Origin of the sequence: Shewanella sp. SM21, from assembly GCF_025654335.1 — a bacterium.
In the GTDB taxonomy this organism is placed as follows: domain Bacteria; phylum Pseudomonadota; class Gammaproteobacteria; order Enterobacterales; family Shewanellaceae; genus Shewanella; species Shewanella oncorhynchi.
This window is the reverse complement of sequence record NZ_JAKKRL010000009.1, coordinates 60,632-79,717: the sequence shown is the minus strand read 5'-3', so window position 1 is coordinate 79,717 and position 19,086 is coordinate 60,632. Positions and strand designations below refer to the sequence as shown.

At 48.4% G+C, this 19,086-nt stretch carries 13 protein-coding genes; 9 read left to right on the top strand and 4 right to left on the bottom strand.

What is annotated here, in order from left to right:
• Positions 1–52: 52 nt before the first annotated feature.
• The 5 genes from mrcB (at position 53) to L5L94_RS13550 (ending at position 4,800) form a co-directional block, all read left to right on the top strand.
• On the top strand, positions 53–2,371 hold the full coding sequence (gene mrcB, locus L5L94_RS13570) for a penicillin-binding protein 1B (RefSeq protein ID WP_219251092.1): 2,319 nt from the start codon (positions 53–55) through the stop codon (positions 2,369–2,371).
• 159 nt (positions 2,372–2,530) lie between these two features.
• A complete protein-coding gene (locus L5L94_RS13565; RefSeq protein ID WP_006084190.1) occupies positions 2,531–2,809 on the top strand; it encodes a peptidylprolyl isomerase in 279 nt (92 codons plus the stop codon).
• Between the two features lie 79 nt (positions 2,810–2,888).
• The gene (locus tag L5L94_RS13560) at positions 2,889–3,284 is read left to right on the top strand and encodes a DUF2391 family protein (RefSeq protein ID WP_105250257.1); all 396 of its coding nucleotides are present in this window, start codon (positions 2,889–2,891) and stop codon (positions 3,282–3,284) included.
• Positions 3,285–3,443: 159 nt separating this feature from the next.
• The gene (locus L5L94_RS13555; protein ID WP_113939132.1) at positions 3,444–3,674 is read left to right on the top strand and encodes a hypothetical protein; all 231 of its coding nucleotides are present in this window, start codon (positions 3,444–3,446) and stop codon (positions 3,672–3,674) included.
• 424 nt (positions 3,675–4,098) lie between these two features.
• Positions 4,099–4,800: a DUF3581 domain-containing protein gene (locus L5L94_RS13550; RefSeq protein ID WP_131525486.1), complete on the top strand. Its 702-nt coding sequence runs from the start codon at positions 4,099–4,101 to the stop codon at positions 4,798–4,800.
• A gap of 83 nt (positions 4,801–4,883) precedes the next feature.
• Here L5L94_RS13550 and L5L94_RS21820 read toward each other — a convergent pair whose 3' ends face one another.
• From L5L94_RS21820 to dsrO, 4 genes are all read right to left on the bottom strand, one after another.
• Complete coding sequence (locus L5L94_RS21820) at positions 4,884–6,188, bottom strand: methyl-accepting chemotaxis protein (protein ID WP_113939130.1); 1,305 nt, start codon at positions 6,186–6,188, stop codon at positions 4,884–4,886.
• 303 nt (positions 6,189–6,491) lie between these two features.
• A complete protein-coding gene (locus tag L5L94_RS13535) occupies positions 6,492–9,599 on the bottom strand; it encodes a tetrathionate reductase subunit A (protein WP_263163610.1) in 3,108 nt (1,035 codons plus the stop codon).
• Between the two features lie 35 nt (positions 9,600–9,634).
• Positions 9,635–10,717, bottom strand: coding sequence for an NrfD/PsrC family molybdoenzyme membrane anchor subunit (gene nrfD, locus L5L94_RS13530; protein WP_263163609.1), 1,083 nt, complete (start codon positions 10,715–10,717; stop codon positions 9,635–9,637).
• The gene (gene dsrO, locus L5L94_RS13525) at positions 10,707–11,489 is read right to left on the bottom strand and encodes a sulfate reduction electron transfer complex DsrMKJOP subunit DsrO (protein ID WP_263163607.1); all 783 of its coding nucleotides are present in this window, start codon (positions 11,487–11,489) and stop codon (positions 10,707–10,709) included. Before dsrO ends, nrfD begins: the two co-directional genes overlap by 11 nt.
• Positions 11,490–11,770: 281 nt before the next feature.
• Between dsrO and L5L94_RS13520 the strand changes: the two genes are divergently transcribed.
• The 4 genes from L5L94_RS13520 (at position 11,771) to L5L94_RS13505 (ending at position 19,085) form a co-directional block, all read left to right on the top strand.
• On the top strand, positions 11,771–13,822 hold the full coding sequence (locus L5L94_RS13520; RefSeq protein ID WP_263163606.1) for a sensor histidine kinase: 2,052 nt from the start codon (positions 11,771–11,773) through the stop codon (positions 13,820–13,822).
• Entirely contained in the window at positions 13,788–14,399 is a 612-nt protein-coding gene (locus L5L94_RS13515; protein ID WP_212599661.1) for a response regulator transcription factor, read from the top strand. The genes L5L94_RS13520 and L5L94_RS13515 overlap by 35 nt, the downstream gene beginning before the upstream one ends.
• 358 nt (positions 14,400–14,757) lie before the next feature.
• Positions 14,758–18,432 (top strand): ATP-binding protein, encoded by a 3,675-nt coding sequence (locus L5L94_RS13510; RefSeq protein ID WP_263163604.1) that lies wholly within the window; start codon positions 14,758–14,760, stop codon positions 18,430–18,432.
• A complete protein-coding gene (locus L5L94_RS13505) occupies positions 18,432–19,085 on the top strand; it encodes a hypothetical protein (protein ID WP_006080105.1) in 654 nt (217 codons plus the stop codon). The genes L5L94_RS13510 and L5L94_RS13505 overlap by 1 nt, the downstream gene beginning before the upstream one ends.
• Position 19,086 lies beyond the last annotated feature (1 nt).

Genomic DNA, 19,086 nt, shown 5'->3' with positions numbered 1-19,086 from the left:
CTTTGATTCGCACCACGTTAGCTTTGTGCCTATGGCTGATGTCTTTAAATGCATGAATGATGAAGTAGATATGACAACTAAGACGACAAAAAAATCACCCGCTTCCCGTCGGGCTAATCATGGCCGCGGTTTATTTCGACGAATTTGGTCTATCAGTTGGAAATTAGGCTTGGCTGGATTAGCTGTAGTGACTTTTTACAGCATTTATCTTGATCAAATTATTGCGCAAAAATTTGAAGGCCAAAAATGGCATTTGCCAGCACAGGTGTTTAGTCGTTCTATGGCGCTGTACCCTGGTGCGGCAGTCAGCCATCCGCAAATGATGGCTGAGCTTAAGTTGCTCGGCTATCGCAAAGTCGCTAACCCGCACCAAGTGGGAGAGTTTTCGGCTTCGAGCACTCGTATTGAATTGTGGCGTCGACCGTTTTTGCATCCAGAAGGCGATCAAGTCGAACAAAGAGTCATGATCAGCTTCGACAGCAATGGCATCAGTTCGGTCACTCGAGTCTCAGACAAGCGTCAACTCGCCATATTCCACCTTGAGCCAGTATTGCTCGACCGCATTATTACTGGCGACGGTGAAGACAGGCTGTTTGTGCCGACCGAAGAAATGCCAAAGTCGATCGTGCAGGCGTTACTGCTGGTGGAAGACCGTAGTTTTTATGAACACCATGGTGTGAATCCATTCGCGATTGCGCGCGCGGCTTTTGTGAACATCAGCGCCGGTCGCACTGTGCAAGGTGGCTCGACGTTAACTCAGCAGTTAGCGAAAAACTTTTTCCTTTCGAGTGAGCGTTCCTTGCTGCGTAAGGTGCGCGAAGCCTTAATGGCGGTCATTATTGATTTTCGTTACAGCAAAGACGAAATCCTCGAAGCGTATCTTAACGAAGTGTATATGGGGCAGGATAAATCCCGCGCCGTCCATGGTATGGGGTTGGCCTCACGTTTCTATTTCGGCCGTCCTATCAGTGAGTTGACTATTTCCCAGCAGGCATTCTTAGTGGCTGCGATTAAGGGACCGTCTTACTACAATCCATGGAAATATCCGGATCGTATTCAAGAACGCCGTGATCTAGTATTGCGTTTACTCATGGATGCGGGGGATTTAACCACGGCTGAGTACAAGGTGGCGGTAGAGTCCCCCTTAGGGATCCGTAATCTCAATAAACCAGCACACCAGAAATTGCCGTCCTTCTTCGCTCTGGTAAAACAGGAAGTGAACGAGCGTTATGGCGATGCGCTATTGAAGCAATCTGGGGTGAAAATCTATACCACGCTCGATCCTATGGCCCAAGAAGCCGCCGAAATTGCGGTGACTCAAACCCTCAAAAGCTTAGATAAGAGCAATAAATCATTGCAGATTGGTATGGTCGTGACCGACAAATACACGGGCGGTATTGCGGCTATGGTCGGCGATAAAACCCCAGGATTTGATGGCTTTAACCGCGCGGTTGAAATTCGTCGTCCTATTGGCTCGTTAATTAAGCCTTTTGTGTATGCTACGGCTCTGGCACCTAATAGCCAATTTACCTTAGCGACACCTCTTAAAGATCAACCTATTACCTTGAAAAGTGAGCAAGGTAAGACATGGTCACCACAAAACTTTGATAAGAAGTTCAGTGGTCAGGTGCCTTTGTTAACGGCATTGAAAAAGTCGATGAACGTACCGACGGTAAATCTTGGAATTGCTGTGGGTGTGGATGCGGTCGCCACAACATTGGCTAAATCGGGTTGGCAGGAGCCGTTAAACGAGTATCCCTCCATGTTACTCGGCGCCGTCAATGGCTCGCCATTAATGGTAGCGCAAGTGTACCAAACCTTAGCTGATAGCGGTGTTTACCGTAAGTTAACCACAGTGACCGCTGTGCTAGATTCTGATAAGAACCCATTGCCAGTGACGCGATTGCCTAAAGAGCAAGCTATAGCTCCTGAGACAGATTTCTTAATTCAATTTGCTATGCAGCAAGTGGTGAATACGGGAACGGCGACACGTTTAGGTAATGCCTTCCCTGGTGTTGGACTTGCGGGTAAGACTGGCACCAGTAACGACAGCCGCGACTCTTGGTTTGCGGGCTTTGATGAGCGTAATGTCGCCGCCATTTGGGTTGGTCGTGACGATAACGGTAAAACCAGCTTGTATGGTAGTAGTGGCGCCATGGCCGTGTATCTTGCCTTCTTAAAGGAACGTCCACCTATTAGTCTGCGCTCAATCCCTGTGAACGGCGTAGTGAAGGGCTTTTTTGACCGAGATACAGGTGTGGCTAAGGAATCCACTTGCAGCAATGTTGATGCGCTTCCGGCATTAGCTGCGACCTATCGTCCTGTGAATAACTGCGGCGACCCTTTGCAGTGGTGGCAGAAAATTTTCTAGGTTAATAGGGTCGATAATGGGCCAATAACGCACTTATGCGTTGGATCTAAAACCTTTTAGTCAGTAGAACCTGTGCCGATGGAAGTGGTGTGATCGAGGACAAACTCGGGGCGCCAATCTTCCCTTTGCACGGGACGTTAATCCAAAGTGAGAAATGACATGTTTAAAACCGCTGCCGCTGTGCATATTTTAGTTAAACACAAAGAACAGGCTGAGGATATTGTTAAGCAGCTGAATAATGGTGCTAATTTTGCTGTGCTCGCTAAGCGTTTTTCCTCTTGCCCCTCGGCCAAAAAAGGTGGCGATTTAGGCGAGTTCAAAAAAGGCCAAATGGTGCCACAGTTCGATAAGGTTGCATTTTCAGGTGAATTACTGGTGCCACATATAGTGAAAACCAAGTTTGGCTGGCATGTGGTTAAAGTGCTGTATCGCACTTAATACCCCAGTAATAAGCGCATCTTCACCGAACGTTATTTTCGACTAATCAAATAGATTGGAAGATTAGGGAGCGATCAGCATGAAATTTAGTTTTAACACCGAAGATGCGAGTCAAGTTTGCGTAGGGGCTTTTGCCCTTGCGGTCCCCGTTGCATTTTCTGAGGAAGCGTGGCATCTCGGTGAGACTTTACCTTTATTGAATATCGGTATGCTTTTTAGTTTATCGCTGCTCTTTCTTGGGGTATTCACCTATCACAGCGTGTTCCAACAGAATATTGCTTCCCGCGTTCCTGTGTTTATTTTTCGTATCGTGGTGGCGTATTTGCTCACAGCCCTCGTGGTTTTCCTCGTGCTGCTTTGCCTCGATAAAGTGCCATTTTTTGAGGATCCACTAACCTCTATAAAACGGATCATAGTGATCACTATGCCAGCCTCTATGGGCGCTATTGTTGTGGATAGTTTTGATAAGGAATGACACTTTTTCGCTAAATCTCATGACTTTTGTCACTGGTTGATTGCGTTTGTCTTGCGCATACTTATTTCCATGTTCTGACTTTGACATTGATTAAGCGTCATAAGCAGATCTAAATGTTGAGCTTGATAACGATAACGCCAATAGATAAAGGAAATGACTATGAACACTGGTGCCCTCGCTTTACTTATCCCAATACTCGCAATTGTTGGTGGATATGTGGTCGCTATAATGAAAATCCGCAACAAACAAGGTGTGTCGACGCGTGAGCAAGTGGCCGAAAACCAAGCTTTTCAGACCGAGTTAGCTATCCTTCGTCAGCGTATCGAAGTGCTAGAGCAGTTAGCCACTGACGATGGTTTTCAGTTAAAGCGTGAATTTAAAAAGGTCTAACGATTTATTCCTTGGCTTATCGGTGGCTAGGCAATACTTACGTTTTAGATGTTATTTGTTCTGACAAGGTATTGCTCGCCAAACGATAAATGATGTTGAGTTATTTTAAATGAGTCACGAGTGATGAAAACGGCCTTATTTAGCTAACATTTCTGCGGCATTATCGGCTGTTATATGTCGCGTCATCACGCCATAAAGGCTCTATCTTGCATAAAATTCCGCCTAATATCTGCAGAATGAACCTGAAACGTCAACAGATCCTGATACCCCTGTCATTTGTTTGGCTTTACAAATGTGGGCAGGGTGTTACTTTGTACGCCTTACGTGGGTCAAGTCATCGGGTGAGTTAAATACCTAATTTAAGGTAAACTCGTGATAATTTTGTTATCCATCCCTGTATTGAGTTATTACAAATAGAGTTTATATGTTTCTAGCGCCTTATTTTTCTAAGCAAAATCAAGCTATTTCCGTTTCAGCACAACAAGCCAGTGACTTCGCGAAGAAAATTGCGCAGGACTTTAATCCTATCCACGATGTGGGGGCAAAACGCTTTTGCGTACCGGGAGATTTACTGTTTGCCCTAGTATTGACTCAATATGGTTTGAGCCAGAGCATGAAGTTTAGCTTTGCGGGTATGGTGGGGGATAGCGTCGAACTGCAATTCCCTGAACAAGTGAGCGAGAGTTTTTCGATTCGCGATAGTCGTGAAAAAACCTATCTTAATGTCAGCCGTCATGGCGATGTGAGTTGCTGCGATGCGCAGACCGAATCCTTTATTCGTCAATATGTTGCTTTCTCTGGGCATAATTTTATCGATATCCTGATCCCTTTGATGAAACAACATCAAGTGATGATCAACCCAGAACGGCCTTTAGTGATTTACGAAAGTATGTCGTTTGACTTAACCACCCTCGATTTTGTGCAAGTGACCTTATCACTCGTTGGCCAAGATTTAAAAATCGATGGTAAACGTGGCGATGTGACATTGCACTTTGAATTACACAGTGGCGACACTTTAGTTGGCACAGGTATCAAAACCTTAGTGATGAGTGGATTACGTGCTTACGATGAGGTTCTTGTACAGCAAATGCGCGCCACCTATGAAGGTCGTAAAACTGATTATTGATTGACGTAAAAGCAATAGGTTGGCGTTTTGTCTTTTAGATAAAGCGCCATGCAATCCTTGATAGCGCGATTAAATGCTAGCAATTAATTGTTATTGACTGATAGCTGCGACACGATTGCTGAGACGTTTTCCGCGCCGCTACGTATTTCTCCCATCACCAATGTTACCTCCGCTAACTGTTGTTTTCCTTCCAGTGCAATACCTTCAACTTCGTTCATCATGCTAGTTGCACTTGTGGTGAGTTGTGTATTTTTAGTGACGACGGCGGCAATCTCACTGGTTGATTTACTGGTTCTGGAAGCAAGCTGCCTTACTTCATCGGCGACAACGGCAAAACCTCGGCCTTGTTCCCCCGCTCGTGCGGCCTCAATTGCGGCATTTAATGCTAGTAAATTAGTTTGATCGGCAATCGAACTAATGGTTGCGACTATCGCTTGAATACTTTGAGATTGTTCATTGAGTTGAGTTATCGCCAAGGTCGCTTTATGGGTTTGCTCGGCAATAGCATTAGAGGTATTTACGGTCGCATTGAGTAAATGTACGCCTTGTTCTGCTTGCTCGACGGTACGTTGTGACGTGGTCAGTGCAATATTGGCGGCTTCACGTACAGCGTGGCTTTGCTCGATCCGTTTGCTGATATCGCTCGCAAATTTAATCACTTTAACCACTTTACCTTGCTCATCCATAATAGGATTGTATGCTGCTTCTAACCAAATCGAATCGCCATAAGCATTTTTACGTTCAAAGAGACCGCTGCTATATCGACCTTGCTTTAGATCGTCCCAAAAGTGTGGATTTTGTCGATAAAACTCATCAAAACAGAAAATACGATGGTGTTTACCAATAATCTGCTCTTTGCTAAAGCCCATTGTCTTTAAGAAGTTAGTATTGGCTTTTAAAATCGTGCCATCGGTAGTGAATTCAATAATGGCTTGCGAGCGATTCAAGGCATTAAAAATGGCCGCTTGGTCGTCAAGTTGGTGCTTATCTTGGGTGATATCAGCGGCTGTTTTCATTATTTTAACGACTTTACCTGCCTGTTTTATGGGGAAGTAAGTCGCTCTAAGCCAGATCTCTTGGCCATTTTTATTCACTCGTGCAAAATTGCCTTCCTGTGGATGACCTGCTTTTAGATTGCTCCAAAATTGCTGGTAGGTAGCAGAATTACCATAAGCCGCCGAGCAAAACAGCTTGTGATGTTGGCCTACGACTTCATTAAGTGAATAACCTACCGTTTTTAAAAACAACGCATTAGCATCGAGAATTATTCCATCAGGCGTAAATTCTACTGTGGCAATACTGTGTTTAATCGAGTCGATGATCGACTCCGCCTCTTGGCGTTTACTTTCGCTCACTTCTAGGCTTTTACGTAATGAAGAGTTGAACACTGAGATACTCCTGATGAGTCTAACTGACTCAAAAACTGCAGTTCTTTATTGAAAGCTCGATATTTCGAGCTAGATATACTGATAAATATAGCTGTGATTTTAATATGTGGTTTATTTCTATGAAACGCGTGATCGGGATCTATATACCTAGATTGAGTAAAAAAGATCACAATTCCTCGGTTTATTCGCGAATAGGCATAGCTAGAAAACATTAATGAGGCAATTCGGCTTAATCAGATTGAATTAACGCTAAAGAAAAAGCTGCCAAAGGGCAGCTTCTTAAGTGTCATCTTTGCTCGGCGATTAGCTTAGTTTTTCAATCTTAGCTGGTAGCCCTTGTCTGGCCGAAGCGCCACTTGCCCAATCCACCAGCGGGTAGCGGCCGTGGCGACTCGGATCAAACAGATTCAAGTCGTTCATATTGATGCCGACTCGGATCAGCGGATTGGCGGCGATTTTAAGGTTGTCGATCACTACGTCCCGCGCGCCGAGTTCCTTATGGCCATAACCGTGTTCGATAGCGATGCAGTCAGGGTGCACTCCGGCAACACATTCCACTAAGGCAATCACGCTGCCGTTGGGCGTGCTGATCTTGACCGTGTCACCAGTGCTGATCCCAAGGCGAGCGGCGGTCTTCTCGTTCAGCCGCACCGGATTATTAGGGTGCACTTGGCGCAAACGATCCGAGCCAATACTCATAGAGCTCATGGTGTGGGATTTGTAGCTGCTGATCAGCAACGGCCACTGTGACTTATCAAACGCCTTATCGAGCGGCGTGCCATCGGCCAAGGCGGGTTGATATAAGCGCGGACAGCCACTCATAAATTCCCCTGTGAGACTGTTACGGCGACTGCCCACTTCGGGATTCCACAGCATCATAGGTTTTGGCCAGACCTTGGTTGGATTCCCCACTTCATCCCGTGCACCGCTCATATTTTCAAAGCGGCCGCCGCGGGCAAATAAGTAGCTGACTTTTTTGACTTCATCTGGCTTGAGTCTGGCGTTGAGCTCACTTTGAATACGACTCACACCGCTAAGATACATGTCCTCAGCGTTAATATCGGCGACGGCTTTACCCAAATAGGCTACATTGGCGGCGCCATAGAGTGAGTAATCCGCTGCGCGCGTTAACGGATGTAAGCTGCCATCTGCTGCCTTAACGGCATTTTCGCCAAAGCCAGGTAGTTGCAGTTTTATCGCCACTTGGCTCAAGAAAGACTCCATGCACACCACATCACCACTGGCCATCTTTGTGACCCTTGGTTCGACAATCGGCCAGCGACCTGTCGTTTCCTTCGTCAGAGTCCCATGCCAAGAAGGGCTCCAACCCCATGACTCGTAAGTTAATGTGTCGGGCACGATATAATCCGATAGCGCCGATGTTTCGTTAATAAAGCTGTCGATACTGATAAACAGTGGCAGCACTTTGGGATCTTTCAGTTGTTCACCAATGGCTTCACCTAGGCCCGCTTGACCATAAATCGGATTGCCCATGTGGTTAATCCATGCTTTGAGTCGATAGGGATAACCGTGTACCGCCGCCGTTAAATGTTCGCCAAGCAAGGGTGATGAAATCGGAAACCAAGGCTCCTTTGCAGGATAAGGCGATTCGCCCGCTTCGACTTTACGGCGATACTCTGAGGTTTTCTCGTAGGGGAATTTAGAGCGCGATAGGAATACGCCCTTAGGCTCGACCATGCCGTCAAACTCCTGCAGATTATACCTTGGGCCTTTACCAAAGGCGGGAAAGGAACCACCGGAAGCTAATGCGCCACCTTTTAAATTGATATTACCTATCATGGCGTTGAGCATCATGATCGCCCAAGCGCTATAAAAACCATTGGCGCTCATTGTGCCGCCGTGGGAGATCACCGCAGCCTTAGTGCCATGGCTGGTAAATTTATCCGCGAGGGCGATAATTTGCGCCTCGCTGATATCGCACTCCTTGGCATAGCGTGCCATTTCGAAACTGTGCGCCGCTTCACTCAACAGTTGGAAGCTGGATTTAACCACAATCACTCCCTTAGGTGTGTCGACGCTTTGGTCAACGTCGAGCTTGGCTTTCAGGCTTTGACTCGCCAACACTATCTCGCCACTCGCGGCATCGACAACCAACTGCGAGTCTTGCTCGCCATAGGCTTTGCCGTCGAAAGGTAAGCCAAGATCGCTGGCAAAGAGATATTGGCCATATCTTGGATGGGTAGGTTCGCTGACGATCAAGAAGCCCGCGTTACTAAAACCACGGTAACCTGATGCTTTTGCGGCATCGACATTGGGTGCACTCAAAAAATCGGCGGCGTAGCGCTGGTTATCAATAATCCAGCGCAACATTCCCATGGCGAGGGCCGAGTCGGTGGCGGGGCGGATCGGCAGCCAAGTATTGTTACCCGCGCAAGGTTGATTCGAGGTATTGGGTAGCATGGGTGACACCACCACATAACTGAAATTGCTGTTATTCACCCGCGCGTTAGCCAATTGTCTTGCTTGGCGTTTAAAGGGATTGCCCGATTGTTGCGGCGAGGTACCGATAAAGAGTAAAAATTCGCTATGATCCCAATCGGGTTTCAAGTGGGCGTATTTTTTCAAATCATCCAATAAAGCGCCTGCTCCGGCGCGGTAGGTAAAGCCACAGTAAGCGCCGTGGTTGGCAAAGTTTCGGGTGCCAAAGCTGTTGAAGGTAAAGCGTTTGATAATGGCATCGCGGCCTTCATCGGAGGCGTTTGAGACCAGTAACTGGTTGGCCTTAGGGCCATATTCTGGATTATTGGTATCGAGTGGCGTGGCGATATCACGAATCGCTCTTAGCCCTTCGACTTGGCCCTCACCAAATAAATCACCGCCTTCGACGACTTCATTCAGCAATTGCTCAAAGCTAATGCTCTGCCATTGGCCGCTGCCGCGCTTACCCACGCGTTTAAGGCATTGGGTGACGCGATGTGGGCTATCTAATTGTTCTAGCATGGCATTACCGCGGGCGCAGGCGGTGGAACGTCCTTGCAGCCCCTGTTCTTGAAAGGCGCTAAGCCCAACAAAGGCGGTTTTGATCGGTGTATCGAAATCGATATGTTCCCGCGATGACAACGGATGATAAGGATTACCGCTGATACGGATGATCTTATCGGTTTTTTGATCGATACGAGCGCGCACGCCGCATTTGGTCCAGCAACCTAAGCACATAGTATTGGCGATGCGTTGATCGTCATTGCTGATCAGCTGACCTGACTGTAAATCGACTTTGTATTCAGGTGTTAAGGAATTGCCGTGCAGCGGATCTTGGGTTGGTTTTCCTGAGGTACCATTGACGACACCTTTGCCTATTTGCGCTAATGTATGGCTATAACCCGCAGCAAATAATCCCACACCACCCGTGACAGCGGCCCCTTTGATAAAACGACGTTTACTCTTATCCATGATGGACTCCTTAATTCTGTAAACTAATTGGGTACTCAGCGAGCAAGTTTTGCCGCAGGCGTGTGGCGAATAAGTTCGGAGACCAGCGCCATTAATGCTAACCAGAGGCCGAAAGTCCCAGCTATGCCTAATAGCCCTTCAGGTCCCCAAGGCAGTTGATAGAGGTAAGTCCCCGCGCCGTATTTAGGATCGGTTTGCGCTTGAATTAGCACTATCCAGCGAAATCCCCACGCAAGGTGAATGGCCGTGAGGCTGACGATTAGCATTGCCATATTGGGTAAGTGACGAATGGCGAGCATCAGTGCCAGCACGGCGAGTGTGACCAGTACCCAAATTGCAGCAAGTTGCCAGCTTGGGCTGGTTTCAAGCAATAATGCGGCTTCGGGGGCCGAGCCCTTATCGAATAACGCCCAGCCGATAAGGCATAGGGCGAATAGACCAAAACTCGCTCTTACCCAGAGTAATAGGCTGTCTTGGGTGCGCTGTTGGTAGCCCTTTAATAGTCGATTCAGTATCACCAAAGTGCCGCAGGCGGCGAGCAGGGCGCTCATTGCCATCAAAGGTGGCAGCCAATAGGTATGCCATAGTGGCCGCGCCTCAATGGCCATGGTTTCCATGCCAGTGTAGAGGGCGATACTGCAGGCACTCAGGGCCGTGATCAGTGCGATCGGCTTGATGAATTTGTCACTGTTCCAATCACCGAATCTCAATAATTGGCCTATTTTATTCACCCAATCTGAGTCTTGATTCGTGGTGTGCTTAGGCAGATATTGACGCAGTAGCAGCCAAGCAAACACTGCGCTGGTGCCCGAGAATACGGGCAGTAAAAAGGCGCCATACCACATCCAAGAATCAGGGCGAACTTGCGCATAAAAATGCCAAGCCCGCAGCGGTTGGTGTAAATCGGCGAGTAAGGCGATAGGGGCGACTATGCCTGCGGTTAACATTAAACAGGCGCAGAGCTTCAGCAATCTGTCATCGGGTTTGGGTTGGCTAAACAAATGTATTGTCGCTACCCATACGCTGGCGTAGGCGAGCCCCATCATAAAAAAGTATTGTACTGCCCAAGGTAGCCAAGTAATGGCGATATCAGGGGTAAAGATTTCTTTAATGACCATGGTGGATCCCCTCGCCAGTATCGGTAAGTAAGGTTCTAACGGGGGCTTGGCCGCTAATCTTGTCCTGAAAAGCGCTGCTCATGCCGATGTAGAACACCCGTGGCGCAGTGTTGGCCGTCGGTTTGAGCACCTTGATGTCGGTTTTGTTGGCGGCAAGCAGTTGGCTTATCTGGCTGTTGGGATTATTCAGATCGCCAATCACACGGGCTTCTCCTACGCAGGTTTCGACACAGGCAGGCAGTAATCCTGCATCTAACCTGTGGGCGCAGAAGGTACATTTGTCGGCGGTATTAGTATCGTGGTTGATAAAGCGCGCATCATAGGGGCAGGCTTGCACGCAATAGCCACAACCAACACACCATTCATTGTTGACGACCACTATGCCGTCCTTGCGCTGGAAGGTCGCGCCCGTAGGACAAACGGGGATGCAGGGCGGGTTTTCGCAGTGATTACAAAGTCTTGGCAGCATTAAAAACGCAGGCGGAGTGGTATTTTCCTGCTGCGAGACTTCATACTGCTGCACTGTGGTGCGAAATTGCCCGAGGGGCGGTTGATTCTCGATAGTGCAAGCGACGGTACAGGCTTGGCAGCCCACACAGCGGCGCAAGTCAATTACCATACCGTAACGTTTACCCACTTGCCCTTCGCTGGCACTGTGCATTTGAGGGCTGCGCTTATCATCCTGTGCATACACTTGCACGACAGGGATGAGTGCGGCGCCAACACTGACGCTGGCCATTTTGCCGAGAAACTGACGTTTACTCTTGTCCATACAGATTTCCTTCACTACTTGCAGATGGCGAATAAACTGGCTCATAGACCTAGAGTTAAGGTTTATGGCGAGGTTTACAGGCATTCTGTAAAAGGGGAGGCGGCATAACTATAGTGGTTTTCCACATATCGGGTGTGGACTTGATCTAGCGCAACAAATATCCGTTAGAATAGCCTTCAAAATGCTAGGGTTTTATTTTTTGTTACTTGAGTTTGGCCTTTTCTTAGCTTGAGTTGGACTTGATTTTAGTGTGAGTGACTGGGGATAAAGGATTGCACTTCATGTTATTGAGGATGATGAAAACTGTGTTTCGCTTCGCTGTATCGCTCAAGTGGCCGTTATCGATTCTAAGCACTCCACATTCCGTGGCAATATCGAGGAAAAGGCCAAGGAACGCAGTGTTATTCCTATGCTTGCAGGCTTCGGTTAAGGTGTTTGCTGCGGAGCCACTGAATCAAAGTGCGCATTTGGGATTAACTGACCCTGAGGTTGTTGCTCAAGTTGCTATCGAAGAGCCCAGTTATCAAGTGGTCGATGTTGGCGTGTTAGCCATCCGCGGTTATAAGGCAACCATCAACCGCTGGCAACCTTTGATGGGGTGGCTCGAAACCCAAATTCCCAACAGTTACTTTAGGTTACACCCTCTTACCCTCGATGAGTTAGCCAAGGGTGTTGAAACCCAAGGGCTCGATTTTGTGATCACTAACCCAGGGCAATCCGTGTTGTTGGCGCGGCAATATTCCCTTACTTGGTTGGCGACCCTGCGCAGTCCGTTAAATAATGGCGCGGCAATGCAAGTGGGCTCGGCGCTGGTGGTGCGCGCCGATTCACCCTATCACACCTTAAGTGATCTTAAGGGACGTCGACTCGGGATCGTATCGAAAAATGCCTTTGGTGGTTACTTGACCTTAGTGTACGAAGCGCAGCTAAAGGGCATAGATTTGCCTCGCTTTGTGGGTGAGATTATTCCGCTGGGGTTCCCGCTAGATAACTTGATTTATCAGTTAGATGATCAAAAAAGTGGTGATGATGCGGCGAAAGATAATCGACTGGATGCGGCTGTGGTGCCTGTGTGTCAGCTTGAGCAGATGCAGACGGAAGGTCTTATTAACATCGGCCATTATCGAGTGCTCGATAATCAAGCGCCTGCGGGATTTAATTGCCAAGTCTCGACTCACCTTTATCCCAACTGGTCTATGGCAAAGACCAATCGCGCCTCCCAGTCTCTGGCTAAAAGTGTGACTCAAGCTTTGCTGGCGCTGCCTGAAGATCATCTCGCCGCTAAGTCTGCTGATTCTGCGGGCTGGACCACGGCCGTGAGTCAGCTTGCGATCGATCAACTGCTTAAAGATCTCGATATGCATCCTTTGCAGGCACCATGGTGGCAAAGGGCGTGGCAGTGGATCAAGTTACATCAACAATGGGCTTGGCTTGTTTTGGGGATTTTGGTTTTACTCAATGTGTATCATTTTTGGCTTGAATACCGCTTTAGCCGCCGCGGCCGTGAGTTGATTAACACTCAGCGCCAGCTCAATGAAAACCGTGCGTTACTGGAACATGCCCAACGTATTGCTATCGCGGGTGAGCTTGGCGCGAGTCTCTCCCATGAACTCAATCAACCTTTGGCGGCGATTGGCCATTATTGTCATGGCGCCGAAGTGCGATTACAGCGGGGGACGAGCCCTGAGGAGTTGCAATCTGTATTGGCGCTGATCCAGCAGGAAGTCACGCGCGCCGACAATATTATCAGTCGCTTACGTAATTTACTGAAGAAGCGACCTGTGTCGAAACAACCTTTGTATCTGCATGAGTTGGTCAATGATACTGTGCCACTGCTCGCCTATGAGTTTGAACAACATCAGATAAACCTTGCCGTCAATGTAAATGGTGAACCCTATTTACAGTCCCTCGATGAAGTTGGCATGCAGCAGTTGTTGCTTAACTTGCTGAAAAACGCCTTTGACGCCTGCGTTCAGCGGTTAGAGCTTGAATCCAGTGGCACCGAACAGAGCATCACGCAAAAGCCATACACACCCACGATCGATATCGATCTTCGCTATCAAGAATGCACGCTCTTGCTGACAGTCACAGATAATGGCACAGGGTTAACCGAAGAGACCAGTCTGCTGATGCAAGCATTTTATTCCACTAAATCAGAGGGGTTAGGTTTAGGCTTAGTGATTTGCCGTGATATTGCCGAGAGCCATGGTGGGACGTTTAGCCTAGAAAGCGCTATGGGTGGCGGTTGCCAAGCGCAGGTGGCTATACCGCATAAACCTGAACCCAATGGAGCCAATAATGAGTCTTGCCTTACCTGTGTATTTAATCGATGACGATGACTCAGTGCGTCGTTCTTTGCGTTTTATGCTTGAAAGTTATGGCCTTAAGATCACCGACTTTGATAGCGCCGAAGCCTTTTTTACCGCCGTAGACTTAACACTACCGGGTTGTGCGCTGGTCGATGTGCGAATGCCGGGTTTGAGTGGCCCACAGTTGCACCTTGAATTAGTGGCAAAAAATAGTCCGCTAGCGGTGATTTATCTCACTGGCCATGGCGATGTGCCAATGGCGGTAGATGCGCTTAAATTAGGTGCGGTGGATTTTTTCCAAAAGCCCGCCGATGGCGCTAAGTTAGCCGAAGCGGTTGTCAAAGCGTTGGAACATACCAAGGCGCATCATCAAGACAATCAGTATCTTGAGACTTATCAAGCGCTCACGCCAAGGGAGCGGGAAATACTCAACCTGATTGCCCAAGGACTGAAGAACCAAGAGATCGCCGATAGTCTCTGTATTGCCATGCGCACGGTTGAGATCCACCGTGCCAATTTGATGAAAGGCATGCAAGTGGGATCGCTGGCGGAAATGATGCTGATCTACAGCCGGATCGCCGAACGCCTGCGTCTCGAATAAATCCGCTGGAATTTACCTTTTATCGCGCTAATTGCCGCTTTGTTAGCCGCCTATTTTGGCTAAGTTGTCGTATCATTGGCCGTTTGATTTGAGCCTAGCTATAGGGTTATGTTTTTGCTGAGTAATGGGCTGAGATGTGAGCCAAGGCATTAGTGCATCGCCGCTTAATTGCCAATACACTGTGATTGCCTTATTTTAGGGGCACTATTTTTAGGCCACGATTTTTAACATCACTTTTTTAAAGTGTTTATTTACAGTGACGATTTTAACGTCAGTGGCCCTCTTGGATTGTTTTCTCTTATTTGTGTAGAAGCTTCTGCAGCTTAGATAAGACTCTCCTTTTTGCATAAGGAATGAAATGGCAAGCTTGATTCGTATTGTGCTGATTGATACGCACCTTCCGGGCGTGGTGGAACTCGCCCTCAATGGTCATACCAACATTTGTGGTACTAACGCCTCGGGTAAAACGACATTACAACGTCTAGTCCCTGTTTTTTATGGCGAATACCCAAGCCGAGTGGTGCCTTCGACCCGCGACAGTTTCGAGCGTTGGTATTTGCCACACGATTCAAGCTACATCATTTACGAATATCAAAAGGCCGATGGCTTACTGTATCAAGCCGTGTTGGCCTCGGCGGGCGATGGTAAGGGCGTTAACTATCGCTTTATTGCCAAAGGTTTTGAGCTAAGCGATTATATTAAATCGCAAAATGGCGACACTATTCTGTGCCACACCATGGCGGAATTAGGCCGTGATTTAAAACGTGCCGGCATCGCCACCACTAATTTGCTTAATACCCGTGAATATCGCGCCATTATTCAAAACGATCGCACCCTATTAAGCACGGGCAGCAACCGCAGTGAACTACGCGGTTATGCACGCCAATTTGCCCTGTGTGAGGGCGAGCATTCGCTGCGCCACATAGAAAAACTCGCCAAAGCGGTGCACTCCAAAGAAGGCAAGATGGAGACGGTCAAATCCATGATCGCCGCCATTTTAGAGGAGGACGGGGTTAATCCGCCCAGCTCACGCTTAAACCCGCAGCGCGTTGAGGCGTGGATCCGTGAGAGCCAACTTATCCAAGGCTTTGAAGTTATTCGTCCTGAGTTTGAAAAACTCGAACAAGAATTTAACCAACTACTTAGCGCCGAACTGCGTTTATCGAGTTTATCCCGTGGTTATCGCAACGATGAAACCTTAGAAGCCGATCGTCAAGATATTCAGCAAACCTTATCTAAAGAACTGAATTTAAAGCTAAGATTGCTCGATGATGAATGGAAAGAGCTGCGCGATGAGCTCAATCTCGATTTATCGGCAGCTAAGGGCGATGTGGCAAAGTGCGAGTATGAGCTCGATGCCATTGAAGATCAGCATGCTGCCTTTTTAGATGCGAACATAGAGCAAGCCAAGGCCGATCTTGAGATGCTGCCGAACTGGCGCACCGATGTTGAAAACCTAAGTGAACGCCATAAGCTGCAAACCGAGAAGCACCAAGACATTGAGGCGGCCTACAATGCTCGTCGCAGTAAGATTGGCGAGCAGTTAAACCGCGAGCTTGAAGGTTTGCATGCCGACCAAGACAAGCAGCGTGAAGCCCGCGATAAACAACGTGAAGTGGCGCGCACCGATATTGACGCCCTAGAGCTGCAATGGCGCAACCAAATGGATGCGGGCAAGGCTAGCTTTAGCGAGCAGGAATACCAATTCAAACTCACTGCCGCCGAGCTTAAATTGCGTGTCGATGGTGTGACTTACACCGAAGAAGAAAAGCTAAGTCTAGCGATTTTCGACGAACGTATTCACCGCGCCGACGAAGAACAAGAAAGCTGCAATGCCAAGGTTGAACGCTTAAGTAGCGATGAACGCAAGCTAAGAGCCAAACGTGACCAAGCCAACGAAGCCTTGCGTATCGCCACCTTAAGGGTGAACGAGCGTCAAACTGCGCTGGATGAACTGCACCATATGCTGTTCCCGCAATCCCACACCCTATTGGAGTTTCTGCGTAAAGAATCCCAAGGCTGGGAGCAAAGTTTAGGTAAAGTGATCGCGCCTGAACTACTGCATCGCACTGATTTACATCCAAGCTTAGTGACTGAATCGAGCGAAGCTTTCTTTGGTGTGCATTTAGATCTTAAAGCGATCGATGTGCCTGAATATGCCGCCTCCGAACAAGAGCTGCGTATTCGGTTAAGTAAAGCCGAAGAAGCCCACACTAGTGCCCAAGAAATGCAGGCCGAGGCCGAATCTCAGCTGGTGGCCATTAATGGCGAGTTAGATAATCTCAGCCGTGAACTGACCTTTGCCCGCACAGCGTACAAAAATAGCCGTGACGATCTGCGTCGCCTATTTGATGAAAAGCGCAGCGAGCAAGAGAAAATCAACAAAGCATTGAGCGAGCGCAAAGCCCATGCGGGACAAAGACTGACTCAACTCGATGGTGAGCTAAAACAACTTAAACATCAGCACGAACTCTGGCTCGAAGATCAAAAAGAGCAAGCGCTCGAAGCGCGCATGGAAAAGAATGCCTATTGGCAGGAAGTCATCGGCGCGCTCGACAACCAACTCGGCCAAATTAAAGCGACTATTGAAGGACGCCGCGAAAGCGCCAAAATCGAGCAGAAAGCCTGCGAGACTTGGTACAAAAACGAGCTTAAATCCCGCGGTGTGGATGAGGATAATATCCTCAAACTCAAGCAACAAATTCGTGAGTTAGAAACCAAAATCAGCCGCGCCGAGCAGCGTCGTAGCGACGTACTGCGCTTTGACGATTGGTATCAACACACTTGGCTTGCGCGCAAACCTAAACTGCAAACTCAGCTTAGCGATGTGAAGCGCGCGGTATCGGAAATCGATCAACAGCTTAAGGCGAAAACTCAGGATGTTAAGGCCTGTCGTCAACAACTTGAAACCGAGCGTAAAGCGTCCGATGCGGCGCAGGTTGAAGCTTCTGAAAACTTAACGAAGTTACGCGCCGTAATGCGCAAATTGGCCGAGCTTAAGTTACCTGCCAATAACGAAGAAGCCCAAGGCAGCCTAGGCGAGCGTCTGCGCCAAGGTGAAGATTTGCTGCTAAAACGCGATTACCTGATGGGGTCAGTGAAGCAATATGTGGAGCATTTTGACTCAGTGATCGCCAGCAAGTCAGGTTCGGGCCTTGCCGAAACCTGGGAGCGTGCCCGCGAAGAATCGAGCTTTATCAACGATAAAGGTATTCGTCTGCTGGATTACCGTAAGTTAGTGCCACAGCTTGAGCAATTGCTGAACGTGATCGTGCCGCAATCGATTACTGCGCTGCGTGAGCAAGGACGGATTTTCGGCGTCGATTTAACCGCCTTCTACGATGTGTTAGCCGATATCGACCGCCGCATTGCCTCCCAAAGTGCGCGCATTACCCGCGAAGTGGGCGAAGAGTTATTCCTCGATGGCGTGTCTGAATCGGCTGTACGTATTCGTTCGCGCATCAGTGAGTTAGAGTTCTGGCCTGAGCTTGAGCAGTTCGTCAAAGCCTTTAAGCATTGGAAAGCCGATGGCTTTAATGGTTTACCCGATGAGGATTACACCAACAGCATGCGCCGCGCCTTAGACATTATCGGCCGCGCCGCGTTAACGGGGGGCATCTCTAAGTTGCTGGAAATCGAGCTGCGCCTTAAAGAAGGTAACAGCGACTTAATCATCCGCACCGATAGACAACTTAACGAATCCTCAAGCCACGGTATGGCGTATCTGATTTTGTGTAAGTTCCTGTTGGCATTCACGCGCTTGCTGCGTGGACGCGCCGATGTGACCATTCACTGGCCAATTGATGAGTTGGGCACTTTGCACCATACCAACGTGAAGAAGATTTTTGACGCCTGCGAAAATAACAATATTTGTGTGCTGGGCGCCTTCCCGAACCCTGAGTCTGAGGTGCTGAACTTGTTCGCCAACCGTTACATTATCAACAAACAAACTAAGAAGTTGCAGGTGGTAAAACCTAAGGTCAACCCAATTGCAGACATGTTGAATAAGCGTTTGTCGAAGGAGGCCATCTAATGAGTGATGCAACCCAAACCGTATTAGTTGGCACTGGCGCTTTGATTGAGCTGTTACTCAAGGGCGAGTTTATTTGCCGCACCACTAATGAAGAAGGCTGGCGCGCCCTTAAAAATAGCAGCACCCGCGAGCGGGTCGAAGCTTATCTCAATCAAATCAACCGTACTGTGGCGTCTGCCGCCGAAGGTGATGTGTTCTTCTGCGGTTATTTGCAGCTCGGCGATAGCGAACGTAAAGTGATTTCATCGCAGTTTAAAGATATCTGTCAGGCATTGATCCCGCTGGTGGAATGGTTGGTATTAGTGCAAGAAGCCAGTGGCCAAGATGCGCCGCTGAGCGAAGGTGCGCCCGTGCGTTTAACCGAGCTGCAAAGCCGTATCGAAGACACGCCTGCGTTCCGTGAGCAGTTAGCCAAACTCAGCCAATATCGTCTATTTGGCTCGACTAGTACCAACAGCGATGCGCAAATCAAATTAGTCTTCAAACGCTTAGTCGAACTCGGCTATTTAGTGCGCCCCAATGCGGAGAAGCAAATCTATATCGCCACGGGCAAGCTGGATTATTTGTATGAAGTCATTCGGTTTATCGACGAAACTGAAGGTTTAAGCCTAGAAGCGCAGGCGGAAACAGCGACCCAGCGGGACTTAATCTAAT